The organism is Pseudomonas sp. DSP3-2-3, from assembly GCF_049898225.1.
Taxonomy (GTDB): domain Bacteria; phylum Pseudomonadota; class Gammaproteobacteria; order Pseudomonadales; family Pseudomonadaceae; genus Aquipseudomonas.
Genome location: NZ_JAFCXH010000027.1, coordinates 52,477 through 72,594, shown reverse-complemented (window position 1 = coordinate 72,594; position 20,118 = coordinate 52,477). Strand labels below are relative to the sequence as shown.

Annotated in this window: 18 protein-coding genes; 15 read left to right on the top strand and 3 right to left on the bottom strand. The window is 57.4% G+C overall.

What is annotated here, in order from left to right:
- The first annotated feature begins 106 nt into the window (after positions 1-106).
- From ACP7E4_RS24565 to ACP7E4_RS24555, 3 genes are read left to right on the top strand one after another with little or no spacing between them, the layout of a single operon-like run.
- On the top strand, positions 107-1,510 hold the full coding sequence (locus tag ACP7E4_RS24565) for a sodium-dependent transporter (RefSeq protein ID WP_426118056.1): 1,404 nt from the start codon (positions 107-109) through the stop codon (positions 1,508-1,510).
- Positions 1,511-1,517: 7 nt separating this feature from the next.
- A complete protein-coding gene (locus ACP7E4_RS24560; protein WP_426118055.1) occupies positions 1,518-1,952 on the top strand; it encodes a type II toxin-antitoxin system RatA family toxin in 435 nt (144 codons plus the stop codon).
- Entirely contained in the window at positions 1,945-2,265 is a 321-nt protein-coding gene (locus ACP7E4_RS24555) for an RnfH family protein (protein ID WP_426118054.1), read from the top strand. Before ACP7E4_RS24560 ends, ACP7E4_RS24555 begins: the two co-directional genes overlap by 8 nt.
- A gap of 68 nt (positions 2,266-2,333) precedes the next feature.
- Here the strand turns inward: ACP7E4_RS24555 and ACP7E4_RS24550 are convergent, their stop codons facing one another.
- Positions 2,334-2,855 (bottom strand): outer membrane protein assembly factor BamE, encoded by a 522-nt coding sequence (locus ACP7E4_RS24550; protein WP_020293179.1) that lies wholly within the window; start codon positions 2,853-2,855, stop codon positions 2,334-2,336.
- 98 nt (positions 2,856-2,953) lie between these two features.
- On the opposite strand from ACP7E4_RS24550, the gene fur reads away from it, so the two are divergent.
- Positions 2,954-3,361 carry a ferric iron uptake transcriptional regulator gene (fur, locus tag ACP7E4_RS24545; RefSeq protein ID WP_065836130.1) on the top strand — a complete coding sequence of 136 codons (408 nt, stop codon included), beginning with the start codon at positions 2,954-2,956 and terminating at the stop codon, positions 3,359-3,361.
- Between the two features lie 225 nt (positions 3,362-3,586).
- Here fur and recN read toward each other — a convergent pair whose 3' ends face one another.
- Positions 3,587-5,260, bottom strand: coding sequence for a DNA repair protein RecN (gene recN, locus ACP7E4_RS24540; RefSeq protein WP_426118053.1), 1,674 nt, complete (start codon positions 5,258-5,260; stop codon positions 3,587-3,589).
- A gap of 273 nt (positions 5,261-5,533) precedes the next feature.
- On the opposite strand from recN, the gene grpE reads away from it, so the two are divergent.
- The 8 genes from grpE (at position 5,534) to ACP7E4_RS24500 (ending at position 16,057) form a co-directional block, all read left to right on the top strand.
- Complete coding sequence (gene grpE / locus ACP7E4_RS24535; protein WP_065836093.1) at positions 5,534-6,097, top strand: nucleotide exchange factor GrpE; 564 nt, start codon at positions 5,534-5,536, stop codon at positions 6,095-6,097.
- Between the two features lie 103 nt (positions 6,098-6,200).
- Positions 6,201-8,120, top strand: a complete 1,920-nt coding sequence (dnaK, locus tag ACP7E4_RS24530; protein WP_426118052.1) for a molecular chaperone DnaK — start codon at positions 6,201-6,203, stop codon at positions 8,118-8,120.
- A gap of 327 nt (positions 8,121-8,447) precedes the next feature.
- Positions 8,448-9,584 carry a molecular chaperone DnaJ gene (gene dnaJ / locus ACP7E4_RS24525; RefSeq protein WP_020293184.1) on the top strand — a complete coding sequence of 379 codons (1,137 nt, stop codon included), beginning with the start codon at positions 8,448-8,450 and terminating at the stop codon, positions 9,582-9,584.
- A 22-nt stretch (positions 9,585-9,606) separates the two neighbouring features.
- Positions 9,607-10,410, top strand: a complete 804-nt coding sequence (gene dapB, locus ACP7E4_RS24520) for a 4-hydroxy-tetrahydrodipicolinate reductase (RefSeq protein ID WP_426118051.1) — start codon at positions 9,607-9,609, stop codon at positions 10,408-10,410.
- 275 nt (positions 10,411-10,685) lie between these two features.
- Positions 10,686-11,822: a glutamine-hydrolyzing carbamoyl-phosphate synthase small subunit gene (gene carA / locus ACP7E4_RS24515; RefSeq protein ID WP_426118050.1), complete on the top strand. Its 1,137-nt coding sequence runs from the start codon at positions 10,686-10,688 to the stop codon at positions 11,820-11,822.
- A 119-nt stretch (positions 11,823-11,941) separates the two neighbouring features.
- Positions 11,942-15,163, top strand: a complete 3,222-nt coding sequence (gene carB / locus ACP7E4_RS24510) for a carbamoyl-phosphate synthase large subunit (RefSeq protein ID WP_020293187.1) — start codon at positions 11,942-11,944, stop codon at positions 15,161-15,163.
- The gene (gene greA, locus ACP7E4_RS24505) at positions 15,160-15,636 is read left to right on the top strand and encodes a transcription elongation factor GreA (protein WP_020293188.1); all 477 of its coding nucleotides are present in this window, start codon (positions 15,160-15,162) and stop codon (positions 15,634-15,636) included. The genes carB and greA overlap by 4 nt, the downstream gene beginning before the upstream one ends.
- A 28-nt stretch (positions 15,637-15,664) precedes the next feature.
- On the top strand, positions 15,665-16,057 hold the full coding sequence (locus tag ACP7E4_RS24500; RefSeq protein ID WP_426118074.1) for an MFS transporter: 393 nt from the start codon (positions 15,665-15,667) through the stop codon (positions 16,055-16,057).
- A gap of 21 nt (positions 16,058-16,078) precedes the next feature.
- Here the strand turns inward: ACP7E4_RS24500 and ACP7E4_RS24495 are convergent, their stop codons facing one another.
- The gene (locus ACP7E4_RS24495) at positions 16,079-16,387 is read right to left on the bottom strand and encodes a YhbY family RNA-binding protein (RefSeq protein ID WP_426118049.1); all 309 of its coding nucleotides are present in this window, start codon (positions 16,385-16,387) and stop codon (positions 16,079-16,081) included.
- 104 nt (positions 16,388-16,491) lie between these two features.
- On the opposite strand from ACP7E4_RS24495, the gene rlmE reads away from it, so the two are divergent.
- The 3 genes from rlmE to folP all read left to right on the top strand — a co-directional run bounded on the left by rlmE (position 16,492) and on the right by folP (position 20,108).
- Positions 16,492-17,142 (top strand): 23S rRNA (uridine(2552)-2'-O)-methyltransferase RlmE, encoded by a 651-nt coding sequence (gene rlmE, locus ACP7E4_RS24490; RefSeq protein WP_020293191.1) that lies wholly within the window; start codon positions 16,492-16,494, stop codon positions 17,140-17,142.
- Between the two features lie 192 nt (positions 17,143-17,334).
- The gene (ftsH, locus tag ACP7E4_RS24485) at positions 17,335-19,248 is read left to right on the top strand and encodes an ATP-dependent zinc metalloprotease FtsH (protein ID WP_426118048.1); all 1,914 of its coding nucleotides are present in this window, start codon (positions 17,335-17,337) and stop codon (positions 19,246-19,248) included.
- A gap of 8 nt (positions 19,249-19,256) precedes the next feature.
- The gene (gene folP / locus ACP7E4_RS24480) at positions 19,257-20,108 is read left to right on the top strand and encodes a dihydropteroate synthase (RefSeq protein WP_426118047.1); all 852 of its coding nucleotides are present in this window, start codon (positions 19,257-19,259) and stop codon (positions 20,106-20,108) included.
- The last annotated feature ends 10 nt before the right edge of the window (positions 20,109-20,118 follow it).

Here is a 20,118-nt window from a genome sequence, read left to right as displayed (position 1 = left end):
GCATTATAGGGACTCGCTTCGATATCGGCTATGGGGAAGCTGCGTGCTTGAGCAGGTTGATTGAATCCCGGACAATGCCTCTCTTTTTTGGTTGGACGTGTCTACGATGTCGACGGACAAGGTTTCGGTCCATGGCGGCTGGGCAAGCCGCTGGGTGTTCATTCTGGCAGCGACCGGTTCTGCGGTGGGTCTGGGCAGTATCTGGAAATTTCCCTACATGGTCGGCGTCTATGGCGGCGGTGCATTCGTGCTGGTGTTCCTGGCCTGTATCGCGCTAATCGGTGTGCCAGTGATGTTGGCCGAAACCCTCATTGGCCGTCGCTCGCGCCTGAGTCCGGCCAACGCCTTGAAGGTGTTGGCGATCGAGGCCGGGCATTCGGCACGCTGGTCCTGGGGCGCTTTTGCCGGAATGATCACCGCACTGCTGATCTTGTCTTTTTATAGCGTCGTGGGCGGCTGGTCGCTGGATTACATCATCGACATGGGCCGCGGGGATTTCCAGGGCGTTACGGCGGATCAGGTCGGCGCTTATTTTGGCAACGTCATCGCCGATCCGTGGCGTCTGGTGCTGTGGCACACAATGTTCATGCTGCTCTCGGCGGTGGTTATCGCCAGGGGGGTGGTCGCCGGACTTGAGCGCAGTCTGCGGATCATGATGCCGCTGTTGTTCATCCTGATGGTTATTCTGCTGGGTTACAGCCTGACCACCGGGCATTTCATGGAAGGCGTGCATTTCATGTTCGACTTCAATCCGTCCAGGCTGCTCGACGGGTTACTGCCTGCCATGGGCCACGCGTTCTTTTCCCTGAGCGTCGGCGTCGGTTCGATCATGATCTACGGCGCTTATATGCCAAAGAATTCGTCGATTTCCGGGACCATCGTTGGCGTCGCCTTGCTCGACACCTTCGTGTCGCTGCTGGCCGGGCTGGCGTTGTTTCCGATTGTTTTTGCTGCTGGCCTGAACCCGAGCGAGGGCCCCGGCCTGATGTTCGTGACCTTGCCGTTTGCCTTTGGCAACGTAGCCTTCGGTCAGCTGATGGGCGTAGTGTTCTTCATCCTGGTGGCGGTAGCGGCCTGGAGTTCGGCGATTTCCCTGCTTGAGCCAATGGTTGCCTATCTGGTGGAGCGGACTAAAATCCGCCGCGCCTGGGTCACGTTCTGGTTGGCATTCAGCTGCTGGTTCGTGGGGCTGGGGACCGTGTTCTCGTTCAACATCTGGCAGCAGGCCAAATTTTTCGTGAACGATGGTGGCGCGTTCCATCTCTATCAATGGGGCGCAGCCGGAGGTCTGGATTTTTTCGGCGTCATCGATTTCTTCACTTCGCGGATCATGTTGCCGCTGGGTGGTTTGTGTTTCGTGGTATTCGCAGGTTGGGTGATGGGCCGCGAGGCAGTGCGTGACGAATTGTCGATTCGCAGCCCGATGCTCTTCGCCTTGACGTTCTTTTTGATGCGCTATGTGGCGCCGTTCGGCATTCTTGTTGTGTTTGCCGCTCAGCTTTGGAAGTGACGCTGACATGACTACGCATATTCAACGCTCCGCTCTTTTGCCTTATCCGGCTCAAGCTCTGTACGACCTGGTCAACGACGTAGCCCGCTACTCCGAGTTCCTGCCGTGGTGTTCTTCGGCGAAGGTGCTGGAGGCAAGCGACGAGCACATGCGTGCCAGTCTGGAAATCGCCAAAGGCGGGCTCAGTCAACATTTTGTAACGCAAAACACGCTCGTACCGGGGCAGTCGATAGTGATGGATCTGGTCGAAGGGCCGTTCAATCAGCTGCACGGCGTCTGGACATTCAAGGCGCTGGGCGAAAAAGCCTGCAAGATCAGCCTGGATCTGTCGTTCGACTATGCCGGTCCCATCGTTCGCGCCACCCTTGGGCCATTGTTCAACCAGGCTGCCAACACTCTGGTTGATGCGTTCTGCCAGCGGGCGAAAGAACTGCATGGCTGAGGCCGGCATTACGGTCGAAGTGGTTTACGCCGCTGTCGACCGGCAACTGATGCTTAGCGTCAAAGTGCCTGCGGGCACCACGGTGCGCAAGGCGCTGCTCTTGTCCCACATCGGAACGGCGTTTCCAGAGCTGGATTTGGCGCAATGTGCTGTAGGTATTTTCGGAAAGGTGGTGGCGAATGCTGAATTGCGGACGCTGAAAGAGGGCGAGCGGATCGAAATCTACCGCCCGCTGCTGGCCGATCCGAAAGAAGTGCGACGGTTACGTGCGGCTAAAGCGGCCAAGGCGCGTCAGGACCGAGAACAAAATTAGCGATTTACCGATCCGCAGTGACTAAAAAGCCCGGCACGCCGGGCTTTTTGTTGTCGCAGCGATAAAGATTACTGCGGCGATGTTTCCAGAGGTTCCTGGGTCGGCACCGGTACGGTTTCGACTTTATCCACATCCTGCTGGATCTGCTCAAGCAGCGAACCAGGCTTGGCCGGTTCTTCGGCTTTCGGCTGCTCGACATTGCCTGCCGGGGCCGTAGTGCCGCTATCGCGGCCCAGAATGGCTTCATCACGGCTTACGCCAGGCATGAAGTCGCCGGACAGGCTGACGAGCTGGTCATTGCCATTGAAGATAACGCTGACGCGCTCTTGCTGGCGTTCACCACCTCCAGGCTGCAGGCTGTACAGGTAATCCCAGCGATCCGCATGGAATGTGTCAGTCAGCAAAGGGTTGCCCATGATAAACCGTACTTGCCGTCGGGTCATTCCGGGCCGTAACTGGTCTATCATGTCTTGCGTGACGACATTGCCCTGTTGGATGTCGATTTTGTAAACCCCGGGGAATGAACAACCGGCGAGTGCGAGCAGTCCCACAAGGGTGAAACTGGTTAGCAGGAGCTTGGTGTTTTGCATCGGTGGGCGACTTCCACTATCTTGGCTGGGACAACGTAAACCCCGATCATACCTGCATTAAGAGAAGCTGCGAAGCAGCGTCTGTGAGAAAGCTGACCATGGTTGAAAATAGCGAACTACGAAAAGCCGGACTAAAGGTGACCCTGCCACGGGTCAAAATTCTACAGATGCTCGATTCCGCCGAGCAGCGTCACATGAGCGCCGAGGATGTTTACAAGGCTCTCATGGAGGCTAGCGAGGACGTCGGTCTGGCCACGGTTTACCGTGTACTGACGCAATTCGAAGCTGCCGGATTAGTGGTTCGCCACAATTTCGACGGCGGCCATGCAGTATTCGAATTGGCTGACGGCGGCCACCATGACCATATGGTCAACGTGGAATCCGGCGAAGTCATCGAGTTCTTCGAAGAAGAAATCGAGAAGCTTCAAAAGGCGATTGTCGAGAAGCACGGTTACGAGTTGGTGGATCACAACTTGGTGCTCTACGTGCGCAAGAAAAAGGTGTAAACCTTTTTTGATGCAGCAGCAAAGGCGACCTTAGGGTCGCCTTTGTGCGTTTTGGCGGACTGATTTCCCAGGAATTTGAGTGGGACCGGCTTTAGCCGGGAAGACGGCGGAGCATGCGCTGCATTTTTTTGGGCCGGAAGAAAGCTTTCCCGGCTGAAGCCGGTCCCACAGAAGCCGGTCCCACAGAAGCCAGTCCCACGGAATCCGGCCAGGGGCAAGATCCCGTTAGCTTTTAGCTGTCACCACCATCTTCTTCGCATGCGCCAGCGACTCTTTGGTCAAGTCGATACCGCCCAGCATGCGTGCAACTTCTTCGATGCGCTCGGTTTTGCTGAGCTTCGATACAGCGGTTCGCGTGACATCACTGTCGCGGACCTTATGCACGAACAGATGCTGATGGCCTTGCGCTGCGACTTGCGGCAAGTGCGTCACGGTCATGACCTGGCCGCGATCACCCAGGCGTCGCAACAGTTGGCCGACAATCTCGGCCGTCGGTCCGCCAATGCCCACGTCAACTTCATCGAATACCAGCGTCGGTACGCGCGATGTTTGTGCCGTGATTACCTGAATCGCCAGACTGATGCGTGACAGTTCGCCACCCGAAGCTACTTTGGCCAAAGCTTTGAGCGGTTGACCCGGGTTGGCGCTGACCAGGAATTCCACCAGCTCCAGTCCATTAGGAAGCAATTCTTTTTCGGAGTTGACGCGCAGTTCGATACTGAAGCGCCCGCCGGGCATGCCGAGTCGCTGGATTTCCTGCTCGACCGCATGCGCCAGGGTCGGCGCCGAACGATGCCGCAGGTCACTTAGCTCTCTGGCCCTCTCTTTATAATGTCGCGCAAAGGCCGCCAGCTCATGCTCCAGGCGTTCGATGGCTTCGTCATTGGCGTTCAGCGTTTCGATTTCATCGAGCAGCTTCTGTTGAAGCGTGGCGACTTCAGTGGGTTGGATTCTGTGTTTGCGCGCCAGGGTGTAGATAGCGTCGAGCCGCTCTTCCAATTGTTGCAGGCGTGCAGGATCAGCATCGAAGTGGTCCAGAAAGCGGTTGAGTTCGCCGACGGCTTCTTCAACCTGAATCTGTGCGCTGGACAGCAGATTGGTGGCTTCACTCAACGCAGTGGGCGAGTCGTTGACGCTGCTCAGGCGATGCAGGCTGGCCGTCAGCGCATTGAGCACGTTGCCGGAATCATTTTCGCTGCATTGCTCGACCACTTGCCGACAAATGCTCAGCAGGCTTTCGGCGTTGGTCAGGTTCTTGTGTTCCTGCTCCAGTTGTTCCAGCTCGTTTTCGCCCAGGCTCAGGCTTTCCAGCTCTTCAAGCTGGTAGCTCAGCAACTGGTGACGCGAGCGTTGTTCGTCGCCGGAGTTCGACAGTCGGTCAAGCTCCTGACGCGTTTGCCGCCAGCGTTGTGCGGCGAGTTGAACCTGGCGTGCCAGATCAGTCGCGCCAGCGTATTCGTCCAGCAAACGGCGATGGGTGTCTGCTTTGAGCAGGGACTGATGCTCGTGTTGGCTGTGGATATCAATCAGCAGCTCGCCAAGGGCTTTCAAGTCACCTTGCGGACACGGCGTGCCGTTGATGTAGGACCGCGAGCGCCCTTCGGCAGTGATGACCCGACGCAGGATGCACGGGCCGTCATTGTCGAGGTCGCGCTCCTGCAGCCATACGCTGGCCTCGGGAATGTCGGCCAGATCGAAAGTGGCCAGGATGTCGGCCTTGTCCGCGCCGGGACGAACGACTCCGCTGTCGGCGCGATCCCCGAGGGTCAGACCCAGCGCATCAAGCATGATCGATTTGCCAGCACCGGTTTCGCCGGTGATTACGCTCATGCCTCGGTCCAGCTCGAGATCGAGATGTTCAACGATGGCGTAGTTGTGTACGGAAAGGTGCACCAGCATGGAGTGGCTCCCAGGCGATTTGTCTGGTTATTTATACAGTGTTTTATTTGCTGGTGACAACGGCGTTTTTTTGCCTGATTCAGTTGTCGCACAGATTTTTTTAGCCCGTCAGGACATTTTTTCAAGCGCCATAAGGACTTGGGCTATGTCAGAAATTTCGTAAGGGTATTGCTCGATCTCGCATCACTAGCCCTTGAAGCTGAAAAATCCGCTCCCATATAGGGGGACAGAAGCGCGAGTTGAGCTCGCGGACGTTTTTGAAAGGAGAAATCTATGGCTGACGAACAGAATCTGGATGCGCAGACCCAGGACCAGGCTGCCGATGCAGCTTCCGGTGAAGAATTGGTAACTCGTGTGCAAGTGCTTGAAGAGCAGTTGGCTGCGGCACAGGACCAGTCCCTGCGAGTGGCTGCGGATTTGCAGAATGTCCGCCGCCGTGCAGAACAGGATGTCGAAAAGGCCCACAAATTCGCTCTCGAAAAATTCGCTGGCGATTTGCTGCCTATCGTCGACAGCCTTGAGCGTGGCCTTGAACTGTCCGATGCGAACGACGAAAGCATTCGTCCGATGCGTGAAGGTATCGAGCTGACGTTGAAGATGTTTCACGACACGCTCAAGCGTTATCAGCTCGAAGCTATCGAGCCGCACGGCCAGCCATTCAATGCCGAGCACCATCAGGCAATGGCCATGCAGGAAAGCGCGGATGTTGAACCAAACAGCGTTTTGAAGGTGTTTCAGAAGGGTTATCAGCTTAATGGTCGTCTGTTGCGCCCGGCCATGGTCGTGGTCAGCAAGGCACCGTCGCCTGTTCAGCCGTCAATTGACGAGCAGGCTTGAAATCAGCTGTCTGGCCCCCATTTATAGGCCAAGCGTTTAAGAGCTACCGCAATTTGTAAACGCAGTTGCGGCAACCAAATCCAAGTTTCGGGAGAGTCAAAAGATGGGCAGAATTATCGGTATCGACCTGGGGACCACCAACTCCTGCGTCTCCATTCTGGAAAACGGTAACGTCAAGGTTATCGAGAACGCCGAAGGTACTCGTACCACGCCTTCGATCATTGCTTATGCCAACGACGGCGAAATCCTCGTCGGTCAGTCGGCCAAGCGTCAGGCAGTGACCAATCCGCACAACACCCTGTACGCGGTGAAGCGTCTGATCGGTCGTCGTTTCGACGAAGAAGTGGTTCAGAAAGACATTCAGATGGTCCCTTACAAGATCGTCAAGGCTGACAACGGCGACGCATGGGTCGAAGTCAACGGCCAGAAAATGGCTCCGCCGCAGATTTCCGCTGAAATCCTGAAAAAGATGAAAAAAACCGCCGAAGACTACCTCGGCGAAGCTGTGACTGAAGCGGTCATCACCGTTCCGGCTTACTTCAACGACAGCCAGCGTCAAGCGACCAAGGATGCTGGCCGTATCGCGGGCCTGGACGTTAAACGCATCATCAACGAACCCACCGCAGCCGCTCTGGCCTACGGCATGGACAAGGCGAAAGGCGACCACACTGTCATCGTTTATGACCTGGGTGGCGGTACTTTCGACGTTTCGGTTATTGAAATCGCTGAAGTCGATGGCGAGCATCAGTTCGAAGTTCTGGCAACCAACGGTGACACGTTCCTCGGTGGTGAAGACTTCGACATTCGCTTGATCGACTACCTCGTCGATGAGTTCAAGAAAGAAAGCGGCATGAACCTCAAGGGCGACCCGCTGGCGATGCAGCGCCTGAAAGAAGCTGCTGAAAAAGCCAAGATCGAGCTGTCTTCGAGCATGCAGACTGACGTCAACCTGCCGTACATCACTGCAGATGCGACCGGTCCCAAGCACTTGAACGTGAAGATCTCCCGTTCGAAGCTGGAATCGCTGGTTGAAGACCTGGTTCAGCGCACCATCGAGCCTTGCCGCATTGCCTTGAAAGATGCCGGTATCGAAATCAACGCGATCAACGACGTGATTCTGGTCGGTGGTCAGACTCGTATGCCGCTGGTTCAGAAGCTGGTTACCGAGTTCTTCGGCAAAGAAGCACGTAAAGACGTCAACCCGGACGAAGCTGTTGCCATGGGCGCTGCTATCCAGGGTGCGGTACTGGCTGGCGACGTCAAAGACGTCCTGCTGCTGGACGTCAGCCCGCTGACTCTGGGTATCGAAACCATGGGTGGCGTGATGACCGCGCTGATCGAGAAAAACACCACGATTCCTACCAAGAAATCCCAGGTGTTCTCGACTGCCGATGACAACCAGGGCGCAGTGACCATTCACGTGCTGCAGGGCGAGCGTAAGCAAGCCGCTCAGAACAAGTCCCTGGGCAAGTTCGACCTGGCCGAGATTCCACCAGCGCCACGCGGCGTTCCGCAGATCGAAGTGACTTTCGATATCGATGCCAACGGCATTCTGCACGTAGGCGCCAAAGACAAGGCGACTGGCAAGACTCAGTCCATCGTGATCAAGGCCAACTCCGGTCTGTCCGAAGAAGAAATTCAGCAGATGGTTCGTGATGCTGAAGTCAACGCTGAAGAAGACCGCAAGTTCGAAGAGCTGGCAGCCGCGCGTAACCAGGGTGATGCCTTGGTTCACTCGACCCGCAAGATGATCTCTGACGCTGGCGAGAAAGTGACCGCAGAAGAAAAAACTGCGATCGAAGCTGCGCTGGTTGCTCTGGAAGCTGCCATCAAGGGCGACGACAAGTCGGTCATCGACGCCAAGGTCGAAGAGCTGTCCAAGGTCTCCGCTCCGGTTGCGCAGAAAATGTACGCCGATCAGGCTGAGCAGCCGGAAGCCGGTGCACAGGCTGCGAAGGAAGAAGGCAAGCCTGCTGACGACGTTGTTGATGCAGAGTTTGAAGAAGTAAAAGACCACAAGTAAGCGCAGGCTCACTTGAACGCCAGTTGACCGCTTGCGAGTGGTCACTGGTAGGATGTCGCCGCGCGGGAGCTTGCTCCCGCGTTGGCGTGTCTGGCATAGACGAATTTTTTGATGGCTTGCGGCTCGACTGCGCGAGCCTTGTGGCAAGGTCGCGATGCTCCTGCATGGTGGCTTGTTCTGCCGCTTTCTCGGTCAGGTGACTGGCTGTTGAACGAAGACCAGGATCGTTGAATTGACGTGAGTTGGGTCCGGGCCTGTATGGGGCTCAACGAGTTTGGCGAAGCTCAGGAGGGTTTTGCCGAACGTCCTCAAGAGTGCGGAAGAATTATGGCAAAGCGTGACTATTACGAAGTATTGGGGGTGGAGCGAGGCTCCAGCGAAGCGGATCTGAAAAAGGCTTATCGTCGTCTGGCGATGAAGCATCACCCGGATCGCAATCCTGACGACAAAGCGTCGGAAGACATGTTCAAAGAGGCCAACGAGGCCTATGAAGTGCTGTCCGATGCAAGCAAGCGCGCGTCCTACGATCAATACGGTCATGCCGGCGTTGACCCAAGCATGGGTGGCGGCGGTTTCGGCGGCGGCGCGGGCGGTGCGAATTTCTCCGATATATTCGGCGATGTATTCAGCGACTTCTTCGGCGGTGGTCGTGGCGGCGGTGGCGGACGTGGCGGCGCTCAGCGCGGCAGCGACCTGCGTTACACCCTCGAACTGAACCTCGAAGAAGCGGTGCGTGGCACCACGGTGAATATCCGTGTGCCAACACTGGTCAACTGCAAGCCGTGCGACGGTTCGGGCGCGAAGAAAGGCTCCTCGCCGGTGACTTGCCCGACGTGCGGCGGTATTGGTCAGGTGCGCATGCAGCAGGGGTTCTTCTCCGTGCAGCAGACCTGCCCGCGCTGCCATGGTCATGGCAAGGTCATTTCCGATCCGTGCGATTCCTGTCATGGCGAAGGCCGTGTCGAGGAATACAAGACCCTGTCCGTGAAAGTGCCGCCTGGCGTTGATACCGGTGATCGCATTCGTCTGTCTGGCGAAGGTGAAGCAGGTGCTCAAGGCGGTCCGACCGGCGATCTGTACGTCGTGATCAACGTGCGCGAGCACGCGATATTCCAGCGTGATGGCAAGCATCTGTATTGCGAAGTGCCGATCAGCTTCACCGATGCTGCACTGGGCGGTGAGCTGGAAGTGCCGACGCTGGATGGTCGGGTCAAGCTGAAGATTCCCGAAGGTACGCAAACCGGCAAGCAGTTCCGCCTGCGTGGCAAGGGCGTGGCTCCGGTACGTGGCGGCGGTGCTGGCGACTTGATGTGCCGTGTCGCTGTGGAAACTCCGGTCAATCTGGGTCGTCGTCAGCGCGAATTGCTCGAAGAGTTCCGTGCAACGCTGGAAGGTGACAGCTCGCATTCGCCGAAAGCCACCGGTTGGTTCGACGGTGTGAAACGTTTCTTCGGCGATTTGTAAGCGCTTTTAACGGGAGCAAGGCATGCGACGTATAGCAGTGATGGGCGCCGCTGGGCGCATGGGCAAAATTCTGATCGAAGCCGTTCAGCAGGCGCCGGGTGCCGGTTTGACGGCGGCGATCGATCGTCCCGACAGCACGCTGGTAGGTGCTGATGCTGGCGAGCTGGCTGCATTGGGTCGGATTGGTGTGCCGTTGTCGGGTGATTTGGCCAAGGTCGTCGATGAGTTCGACGTATTGATCGATTTCACGCACCCGTCCGTGACGCTGAAAAACCTGGCGTTCTGCCGCAAGGCTGGCAAAGCCATGATCATCGGCACCACGGGCTTCAGCGTTGAAGAGAAGCAGCGTCTGGCTGAGGCGGGCAAGGATATCCCGATCGTGTTCGCCGCCAATTTCAGCGTGGGTGTGAACCTGTGCCTGAAACTGCTCGATACCGCTGCTCGCGTGCTGGGCGATGATGTGGATATCGAAATCACCGAAGCGCATCACCGGCACAAGGTCGATGCACCGTCTGGTACGGCGCTGCGCATGGGTGAAGTGGTCGCCAATGCCTTGGGTCGTGATCTGGAAAAGGTCGCGGTCTACGGGCGTGAAGGGCAGACCGGTGCGCGTGATCGGCAAAGCATCGGTTTCGCGACCATTCGCGCTGGCGATATAGTCGGTGATCACACCGTGCTGTTCGCTGCCGATGGTGAGCGCGTCGAGATTACCCATAAGGCATCGAGTCGCATGACCTTCGCCAAAGGCGCTGTTCGAGCTGCTCTGTGGCTTGAGGGGCGCGAGCCTGGTTTGTACGACATGCAGGACGTGCTGGATCTGCGTTGATCGTTCTGATCACGCAATTGAGGGTCAAAATTCACCATAAACGTGAGTTTTGACCCTGTTTTACCCCCGCCGATTGAACTTCTGTCGCATTCCCCCGTCTTTTCGCCTCATTGCCGGTAGACCAAAACAGGGCTTTTCTGTAAGCTACAGCTTTAGTGTGTCCACTAAAAGCGCGCAGATGATTCGATAAGAAAGCGGGGTGACGTGTCTATACGTCATTCCGCTTTTTTGCAACCTGCGAACGCCCTTTCAGGCTTTACTTACGGGAGGTCTTCTTGACTAAGCCAGCCATACTCGCCCTTGCTGATGGCAGCATTTTTCGCGGCGAAGCCATTGGAGCCGACGGTCAAACCGTTGGTGAGGTAGTGTTTAACACTGCCATGACCGGCTATCAGGAAATCCTTACCGATCCTTCCTATGCCCAACAAATCGTCACGCTGACGTATCCGCATATCGGCAACACCGGCACCACGCCGGAAGACGCCGAATCGGACCGCGTCTGGTCCGCTGGCCTGGTCATTCGTGACCTGCCGCTGGTAGCCAGCAACTGGCGCAACAAGATGTCCCTTGGCGACTACCTCAAAGCCAACGGCGTCGTTGCCATCGCAGGTATCGATACTCGCCGCCTGACCCGCATCCTGCGTGAGAAAGGCGCACAGAACGGCTGCATCCTGGCCGGCGACAACATCTCCGACGAAGCGGCCATCGCAGCTGCCCGCGGCTTCCCTGGCCTCAAGGGCATGGACCTGGCGAAAGTCGTCAGCGTCAAGGAAAGCTACGAGTGGCGCACCAGCGTCTGGTCCTTGAAGACCGACAGCAGCCCTGAAATTGCCGCCAGCGACTTGAAGTACCACGTCGTGGCCTACGATTACGGCGTCAAGCTGAACATTCTGCGCATGCTGGTCGAGCGCGGTTGCCGGGTTACTGTTGTGCCCGCGCAAACTCCGGCCAGCGATGTGTTGGCGATGAATCCGGATGGCGTGTTCCTGTCCAACGGTCCTGGCGATCCAGAGCCATGCGACTACGCCATTCAGGCGATCAAGGATGTGCTGGAAACCGACATTCCGGTGTTCGGCATCTGCCTGGGGCACCAATTGCTGGCACTGGCGTCTGGCGCGAAGACCATCAAGATGGCCCTAGGTCACCATGGTGCGAACCACCCGGTTCAGGATCTGGATACCGGCGTTGTCATGATCACCAGCCAGAACCACGGTTTTGCGGTGGACGAAGCGACCCTGCCGAGCAACCTTCGCGCAATTCACAAGTCGTTGTTCGACGGCAGCCTGCAAGGCATCGAACGCACCGACAAGGACGCCTTCAGCTTCCAGGGTCACCCGGAAGCAAGCCCGGGTCCGACCGACGTTGCGCCACTGTTTGATCGCTTCATTGAAGCGATGGCCAAGCGACGCTGACCGGTTGCCTTGAGAATGTAACGCGCAGGTGACTGGGCAGGCCCCGAACGACATGTCGTCCGGCAAATGGCCGCCCAGCCATCGCAGAGAAGCAGACCTACGTATTCGAGTGACAACCCATGCCAAAACGTACAGACATTAAAAGCATCCTGATTCTTGGCGCCGGCCCCATCGTGATCGGCCAGGCCTGTGAATTCGACTACTCCGGCGCCCAGGCCTGCAAAGCCCTGCGCGAGGAGGGTTACCGCGTCATCCTGGTGAACTCCAACCCTGCGACGATCATGACCGATCCGTCGATGGCCGACGCAACGTACATCGAGCCGATCAAATGGCAGACCGTTGCCAAGATCATCGAAAAAGAACGCCCGGACGCGCTGCTGCCAACCATGGGCGGCCAGACCGCACTGAACTGCGCACTGGATCTGGAGCGCGAAGGCGTTCTGGAGAAGTACAACGTTGAGATGATCGGTGCCAATGCCGACACCATCGACAAGGCAGAAGACCGTTCGCGTTTCGACAAGGCCATGAAGTCCATCGGTCTGGACTGCCCGCGTTCGGGCATTGCCCACACCATGGAAGAGTCCTACGCGGTTCTGGAAAAGCTCGGCTTCCCGTGCATCATCCGTCCGTCGTTCACCATGGGCGGCACTGGCGGCGGCATCGCTTACAACCGTGAAGAGTTCGAAGAAATCTGCACCCGTGGTCTGGACCTGTCGCCGACCAAAGAGCTGCTGATCGACGAATCGCTGATCGGCTGGAAAGAATACGAGATGGAAGTGGTCCGCGACAAAAAGGACAATTGCATCATCGTCTGCTCCATCGAGAACTTCGATCCGATGGGGGTCCACACCGGCGACTCCATCACTGTTGCGCCAGCCCAGACGCTGACCGACAAGGAATACCAGATCATGCGTAACGCCTCGCTGGCGGTACTGCGTGAGATCGGCGTTGAAACCGGCGGCTCCAACGTCCAGTTTGGCATTTGCCCGGACACTGGCCGCATGGTCGTGATCGAGATGAACCCGCGTGTATCGCGTTCCTCGGCACTGGCTTCGAAAGCGACAGGTTTCCCTATCGCTCGCGTCGCAGCCAAGCTGGCCATCGGCTACACCCTCGACGAGCTGCAAAACGAAATCACCGGCGGCAAGACTCCGGCGTCCTTCGAGCCATCCATCGACTACGTGGTTACCAAGCTGCCGCGCTTTGCCTTCGAGAAATTCCCGAAAGCCGATGCACGCCTGACCACTCAGATGAAGTCGGTTGGCGAAGTCATGGCCATCGGCCGGACTTTCCAGGAATCCCTGCAGAAAGCCCTGCGCGGCCTTGAAGTCGGCGTTAGCGGTCTGGATCCGAAACTGGATCTGAGCAACCCGGAAAGCATGGGCGTGCTCAAGCGCGAACTGACTGTGCCGGGCGCCGAGCGAATCTGGTACGTCGCGGATGCGTTCCGTGCCGGCATGACTGTCGAAGAAATCTTCGCCATGAACATGATCGATCCGTGGTTCCTGGTGCAGATCGAAGACCTGATCAAGGACGAAGAGAAGATCAAGACCCTCGGTCTGGCGACTATCGACCGCGACCTGATGTATCGCCTCAAGCGCAAGGGCTTCTCCGATGCGCGCCTGGCCAAACTGCTGGGCGTCACCGAGAAAAACCTGCGTCGCCATCGTCACAAGCTTGAGGTGTACCCGGTCTACAAGCGCGTTGATACCTGCGCCGCCGAGTTCTCCACCGATACGGCCTACATGTATTCGACCTACGAGGAAGAGTGCGAAGCCAATCCGACGACTCGCGACAAGATCATGATCCTGGGCGGCGGTCCTAACCGTATCGGCCAGGGTATCGAGTTCGACTATTGCTGTGTGCACGCGGCACTCGCCCTGCGCGAAGACGGGTACGAGACCATCATGGTCAACTGCAACCCGGAAACCGTGTCCACCGATTACGACACATCGGATCGCCTGTACTTCGAGCCGGTGACCCTGGAAGACGTGCTGGAAATCGTCCGCGTCGAGAAGCCTAAAGGCGTAATCGTCCAGTACGGCGGGCAAACCCCGCTGAAGCTGGCGCGTGCCCTTGAAGAAGCCGGCGTACCGATCATCGGCACCAGCCCTGACGCTATCGACCGTGCAGAAGACCGTGAGCGCTTCCAGCAAATGGTTGAGCGCCTGAACCTGCGTCAGCCGCCAAACGCGACCGTACGCAGCGAAGACGAAGCGATTCGTGCAGCAGGCAAGATTGGTTACCCGCTCGTGGTGCGTCCTTCCTACGTGTTGGGCGGCCGGGCGATGGAGATCGTCTACGAAGAAGATGAACTCAAGCGCTACCTGCGTGATGCAGTAAAGGTGTCCAACGACAGCCCGGTGCTGCTCGACCACTTCCTGAACTGCGCCATCGAAATGGACGTCGATGCGGTCTGCGACGGCACCGACGTTGTCATCGGCGCAATCATGCAGCACATCGAGCAGGCCGGCGTTCACTCCGGTGACTCGGCATGTTCGCTGCCGCCTTACTCGCTGCCTGGGCATATCCAGGACGAGATGCGCGAGCAGGTCAAGAAGATGGCTCTGGAGCTGGGCGTTGTCGGCTTGATGAACGTGCAGCTGGCGTTGCAGGGTGAAGACATCTACGTGATCGAAGTGAACCCGCGTGCATCGCGCACTGTGCCGTTCGTTTCCAAGTGCATCGGTGTTTCCCTGGCGATGATCGCAGCACGCGTGATGGCCGGCAAAACCCTGAAAGAACTGAATTTCACCAAAGAAATCATCCCGAACTTCTACAGCGTAAAAGAAGCGGTATTCCCGTTCGCCAAGTTCCCGGGCGTTGACCCGATCCTTGGCCCTGAGATGAAGTCCACGGGTGAAGTGATGGGCGTCGGCGACACCTTCGGCGAGGCCTTTGCAAAAGCCCAGATGGGCGCCAGCGAAGTCCTGCCGACCGGTGGCACTGCGTTCATCAGCGTGCGTGACGACGACAAGCCATTGGTTGCCGGTGTCGCTCGCGACCTGATCAGCCTGGGCTTCCAGATCGTCGCGACGGCTGGTACCGCCAAGCTTATCGAGGCAGCGGGCCTGAAAGTTCGCCGCGTCAACAAGGTGACCGAAGGCCGTCCGCATGTGGTCGACATGATCAAGAATGACGAAGTCACCCTGATCATCAACACCACGGAAGGGCGCCAGTCGATCGCTGATTCCTACTCCATTCGCCGAAATGCCTTGCAGCACAAGATTTACTGCACCACTACCATTGCTGCAGGCGAAGCCATCTGCGAAGCGCTCAAGTTCGGTCCGGAAAAGACCGTGCGTCGCTTGCAGGATCTACATGCAGGGTTGAAGGCATGATCAAATATCCAATGACCGTCCAGGGCGCAAAGGCCCTGGAAGAAGAACACGCACATCTCACCAAGGTCGTTCGCCCCAAGCTCAGCTCGGATATCGGGACTGCGCGTGAATTGGGCGACCTCAAGGAAAACGCCGAATACCATGCCGCTCGCGAACAGCAGGGCATGGTCGAGGCGCGTATCCGCGATATCGAAGGCCGCATGCAGAATGCCGTGGTCATTGACGTCACGACCATCGAGCGCACCGGCAAGGTGATTTTCGGCACGACTGTGGAAATCGCCAACGTCGAAACTGACGATCGTGTGACCTATCAGATCGTTGGCGAAGATGAGGCCGATATCAAAAAGGGCAAGATTTCAGTGGGCTCGCCTATTGCTCGTGCCCTGATCGCCAAGGAAGAGGGTGACGTCGTCGCCGTCAAAACGCCTGGCGGCGTTATCGAGTACGAGATTGTTGAAGTCAGGCACATTTGACCTGGGGCGCCCATTCGCAATGGGCGCGATCATCTGGCAGCTCGCCCAGACATTGTGGGTGGGCGGCCTGGTGTTGTTGCACCTGGCTCTATTGACGGTGCTGGACCAGACCGGTCTGGCGCCGTTATTGATTCATGAGTTCGCCAATTTTTCCGGAGCAGTGCTGGTGGGTTTCGCGGCAGTGTGCGCGATGCTTCAGGTGGCGGTTCTGATTAGTGCGGAAGGTGTTTCGAGTGGGTGGCTTGACCTGCGTGGCCAGCTTTTGCTGATCGCGTTGTTGGCCTCAACCAGTTATTTCGGATTGCGTAACTGGCTGCCCGATGCGTTGCATCTGCAGTTGGTGAGTTATCTGGTGTTGGGCTTGTCTGGCTTGCTGCTGGTCTTGCAACCAGTGCCGGGAAGAAGCAGCAGGGCGCGCTAGCGCGGCCCTGGCTTTGTTACATCAAACGGCGCGGTGGACGTTCGACAGCAGCTTGTTTACCTTTGGATTCTTGCGATAAATCAGTGCCATCTTGCCGATGACCTGTACGAGATCCGCTTTACCAGCCTTGCACAGTTCTGCAATGACCTGAAGACGGCTTTCGCGTTCGAGGATGTTGAGTTTGATTTTAATCAGCTCGTGATCGCCCAATGCGCGTTCAAGCTCTGCTAACACACCTTCAGTCAAACCATTGTCGGCCACAGTCAATACCGGTTTCAGATGGTGGCCAATGGATTTGTACTGTTTCTTCTGCTCCTGAGTGAGCGGCATAATCTGACCCCTGCGTCTGATCTTGTAAAAAGCGGCGGCCAGTTTACCCGAGCGAGTCCGGGACCGCCCAGTTAATCACGACTCGTTTATTTTTGAGGTGCCCCGTGGCCCGTTCCAAGACAAGCCATAACTGGCTCAAAGAACACTTCGACGACAAATACGTCAAAATGGCGCAGAAGGACGGCTATCGTTCTCGCGCCAGCTACAAGCTTCTGGAGATCCAGGAAAAGGACAAGATCATCCGGCCTGGGATGACCGTGATCGACCTCGGCGCCGCGCCGGGCGGGTGGTCGCAAGTGACCAGTCGTCTGATTGGCGGTCAAGGTCGCCTGATTGCTTCCGACATTCTGGAGATGGACAGCATCCCCGATGTGACCTTTATTCAGGGCGACTTCACCGAGGACGCCGTGCTCGCCCAGATCCTGGAGGCTGTCGGTAAAACGCAGGTAGACCTTGTGATTTCCGATATGGCCCCCAATATGAGTGGATTGAGTGCTGTCGACATGCCTCGCGCCATGTTCCTTTGCGAGTTGGCACTGGATCTCGCAGGGCGGGTTTTGCGGCCGGGTGGTGATTTTTTGATCAAGGTCTTCCAGGGTGAAGGCTTCGACAAGTACCACAAGGACATCCGCAAGCTGTTCGACAAAGTCCAGATGCGCAAGCCGGAGTCATCTCGTGACCGCTCTCGCGAGCAGTACTTGTTGGGTCGGGGCTTTCGCGGCATTGAAGGCTCGGAAAGCATTGAGCGCAATTGAGACAGGCCGATAGTTTTTTTCAAATGGCCCTGCGGTTGAAGCATAAACGAACATGCTGTAGTCAAAGTTTCACAAAGGGTTACAGACGGCGCCTGCCACATCTGTAGGTTCTGTAGTAAGTTAGGCCGGTGAATATCATGCGAGGCACGCTCCTGCGTGGAGCTTGCTTCAGAGGGTAGCTAATTGAACGATATGGCAAAGAATTTGATCCTGTGGTTGATCATCGCGGCTGTCCTTGTGACGGTGATGAACAACTTCTCCAGCCCGAACGAGCCGCAGACCCTCAACTATTCCGAGTTCATCCAGCAGGTCAAGGATGGCAAGGTTGAGAAGGTTGCCGTTGATGGTTACGTCATCACAGGCAAGCGCAGCGACGGCGACACCTTCAAGACCATTCGTCCGGCCATTCAGGACAACGGTCTGATCGGTGATCTGGTCGATAACAACGTGGTTATCGAAGGCAAGCAGCCTGAGCAGCAGAGCATCTGGACTCAGCTCCTGGTTGCCAGCTTCCCGATCCTCGTGATCATCGCCGTGTTCATGTTCTTCATGCGCCAGATGCAAGGTGGTGCGGGAGGCAAGGGCGGGCCGATGAGTTTCGGCAAGAGCAAGGCGCGTCTGTTGTCTGAAGATCAGGTCAAGACGACGCTGGCTGATGTCGCAGGTTGCGACGAAGCCAAGGAAGAAGTCGGCGAACTGGTCGAGTTCCTCCGTGATCCGGGCAAATTCCAGCGTCTTGGCGGCCGCATTCCACGCGGCGTGCTGATGGTGGGCCCACCAGGTACCGGTAAAACCCTGCTTGCCAAGGCGATTGCCGGCGAAGCGAAAGTGCCGTTCTTTACTATTTCCGGTTCTGACTTTGTCGAGATGTTCGTGGGTGTTGGTGCAAGCCGCGTCCGCGACATGTTTGAACAGGCCAAGAAGCACGCGCCTTGCATCATCTTCATCGACGAAATCGATGCCGTGGGTCGCCATCGTGGCGCTGGCATGGGTGGCGGTCACGACGAGCGCGAACAGACTCTCAACCAGTTGCTGGTAGAGATGGACGGCTTTGAAATGAACGATGGCATCATCGTCATTGCTGCTACCAACCGTCCTGACGTACTCGATCCAGCCTTGCTGCGTCCGGGTCGCTTCGACCGTCAGGTCGTGGTCGGTCTGCCGGATATCCGTGGTCGCGAACAGATTCTTAAGGTCCACATGCGCAAAGTGCCGATGGGCGAAGACGTTAACCCGGGCGTAATCGCTCGTGGTACGCCTGGCTTCTCCGGTGCCGACCTTGCCAACCTGGTCAACGAGGCTTCGTTGTTCGCTGCCCGTACCGGTAAACGCATCGTTGAAATGAAAGAGTTCGAGCTGGCCAAGGACAAGATCATGATGGGCGCCGAGCGCAAATCCATGGTCATGTCCGAGAAAGAGAAGCAGAACACCGCTTATCACGAAGCCGGTCACGCTATTGTTGGTCGAGTGGTGCCTGAGCACGATCCGGTCTACAAAGTTTCGATCATTCCTCGTGGTCGCGCTCTGGGTGTAACCATGTTCCTCCCCGAGGAAGATCGTTACAGCCTGTCCAAGCGCGCCTTGATCAGCCAGATCTGTTCGCTGTATGGCGGTCGTATCGCTGAAGAGATGACGCTGGGTTTTGACGGTGTGACCACCGGTGCGTCCAACGACATCATGCGTGCCAGCCAGATTGCCCGGAACATGGTGACCAAATGGGGTCTGTCGGAAAAACTCGGTCCGCTGCTGTATGGCGAAGACGAGAACGAAGGCTATCTGGGTCGCGGTGGTGGTGGTCCAAGCAGCGGTTTGTCGGCTGAAACGGCTCGTTTGATCGACTCCGAAGTGCGTAGCATCATCGACCAGTGCTATGGCACGGCCAAACAGATCCTTACGGATAATCGCGACAAGCTGGATGCGATGGCTGATGCGCTGATGAAGTACGAAACGATTGATGCCGAGCAAATCGACGACATCATGGCTGGCCGCGCTCCACGCGAGCCGCGCGATTGGGAAGGTGGTGGTTCGGGTACTCCAGGTACGCCAATCACGCCTCCGGACCCACGTCCAGAGACTCCGATCGGCGGTCCAGCAGCTGAACACTAAGGTCTGACATGACTTCTGTGCTGTACCCGACCCGGTTGCCTTGTGGCAACCGGGTTCTTGATTTAGCCCATACGCACGTGATGGGAATCCTGAACGCTACTCCGGATTCGTTTTCGGACGGCGGTCGCTACAACCGTCTGGACGCTGCATTGCGCCATGCCGAGGCGATGGTTTCTGCAGGCGCGACGCTTATCGATGTCGGTGGCGAGTCCACGCGGCCCGGCGCACGCTCCGTATCTCCCCTTGAAGAGCTTGAGCGGGTCGCTCCGGTCGTCGAGGCTTTGCATCGCGAGCTGGATGTCATTATTTCCGTAGACACGTCCACGCCTGCGGTAATCCGCGAGACGGCGCGTCTCGGTGCCGGACTTATCAATGATGTGCGTTCGTTGCGTCGCGAGGGAGCACTTGATGCTGCCGCTGCGACCGGCCTTCCGGTATGCCTGATGCATATGCGCGGTGAGCCTGGCGACATGCAAGACAATCCGCACTATGAAGATCTGCTGGGTGAAGTCAGCGCGTTCTTGCTGGAGCGTATGGCGCAGTGCGCTTCCGTAGGCATACCCAACGAGCGCATCATTCTTGATCCGGGCTTCGGCTTCGCGAAAAGCCTCGACCACAACCTGAGTCTGTTTAAACACATGCAAGAGCTGCATGCGTTGGGACGTCCGCTGTTGGTTGGTGTCTCACGCAAGAGCATGATAGGCGGTGCGTTGGCTCGGCCTGTGGGCGAACGTCTTTTCGGAGGCCTGGCGCTGGCAGCGCTGGCTATGACCAAGGGCGCAAGAATTTTACGTGTGCATGATGTCGCCGAGACGGTTGATGTGGTGCGCATGATCGCCGCTGTAGAAGCGGCCGAATAAGAATGATGGA

What these genes read in the sequence shown, in the direction of transcription:
- grpE (WP_065836093.1), top strand. Translation starts at nt 5,534, where the DNA reads ATGGCTGACGAACAGAATCTGGATGCGCAGACCCAGGACCAGGCTGCC.
- ACP7E4_RS24560 (WP_426118055.1), top strand. Translation starts at nt 1,518, where the DNA reads ATGACTACGCATATTCAACGCTCCGCTCTTTTGCCTTATCCGGCTCAA.
- ACP7E4_RS24565 (WP_426118056.1), top strand. Translation starts at nt 107, where the DNA reads ATGTCGACGGACAAGGTTTCGGTCCATGGCGGCTGGGCAAGCCGCTGG.
- dapB (WP_426118051.1), top strand. Translation starts at nt 9,607, where the DNA reads ATGCGACGTATAGCAGTGATGGGCGCCGCTGGGCGCATGGGCAAAATT.
- ACP7E4_RS24495 (WP_426118049.1), bottom strand. Translation starts at nt 16,387, where the DNA reads ATGCCGCTCACTCAGGAGCAGAAGAAACAGTACAAATCCATTGGCCAC.
- fur (WP_065836130.1), top strand. Translation starts at nt 2,954, where the DNA reads ATGGTTGAAAATAGCGAACTACGAAAAGCCGGACTAAAGGTGACCCTG.
- dnaJ (WP_020293184.1), top strand. Translation starts at nt 8,448, where the DNA reads ATGGCAAAGCGTGACTATTACGAAGTATTGGGGGTGGAGCGAGGCTCC.
- ACP7E4_RS24555 (WP_426118054.1), top strand. Translation starts at nt 1,945, where the DNA reads ATGGCTGAGGCCGGCATTACGGTCGAAGTGGTTTACGCCGCTGTCGAC.
- ftsH (WP_426118048.1), top strand. Translation starts at nt 17,335, where the DNA reads ATGGCAAAGAATTTGATCCTGTGGTTGATCATCGCGGCTGTCCTTGTG.
- recN (WP_426118053.1), bottom strand. Translation starts at nt 5,260, where the DNA reads ATGCTGGTGCACCTTTCCGTACACAACTACGCCATCGTTGAACATCTC.
- dnaK (WP_426118052.1), top strand. Translation starts at nt 6,201, where the DNA reads ATGGGCAGAATTATCGGTATCGACCTGGGGACCACCAACTCCTGCGTC.
- folP (WP_426118047.1), top strand. Translation starts at nt 19,257, where the DNA reads ATGACTTCTGTGCTGTACCCGACCCGGTTGCCTTGTGGCAACCGGGTT.
- carB (WP_020293187.1), top strand. Translation starts at nt 11,942, where the DNA reads ATGCCAAAACGTACAGACATTAAAAGCATCCTGATTCTTGGCGCCGGC.
- greA (WP_020293188.1), top strand. Translation starts at nt 15,160, where the DNA reads ATGATCAAATATCCAATGACCGTCCAGGGCGCAAAGGCCCTGGAAGAA.
- ACP7E4_RS24550 (WP_020293179.1), bottom strand. Translation starts at nt 2,855, where the DNA reads ATGCAAAACACCAAGCTCCTGCTAACCAGTTTCACCCTTGTGGGACTG.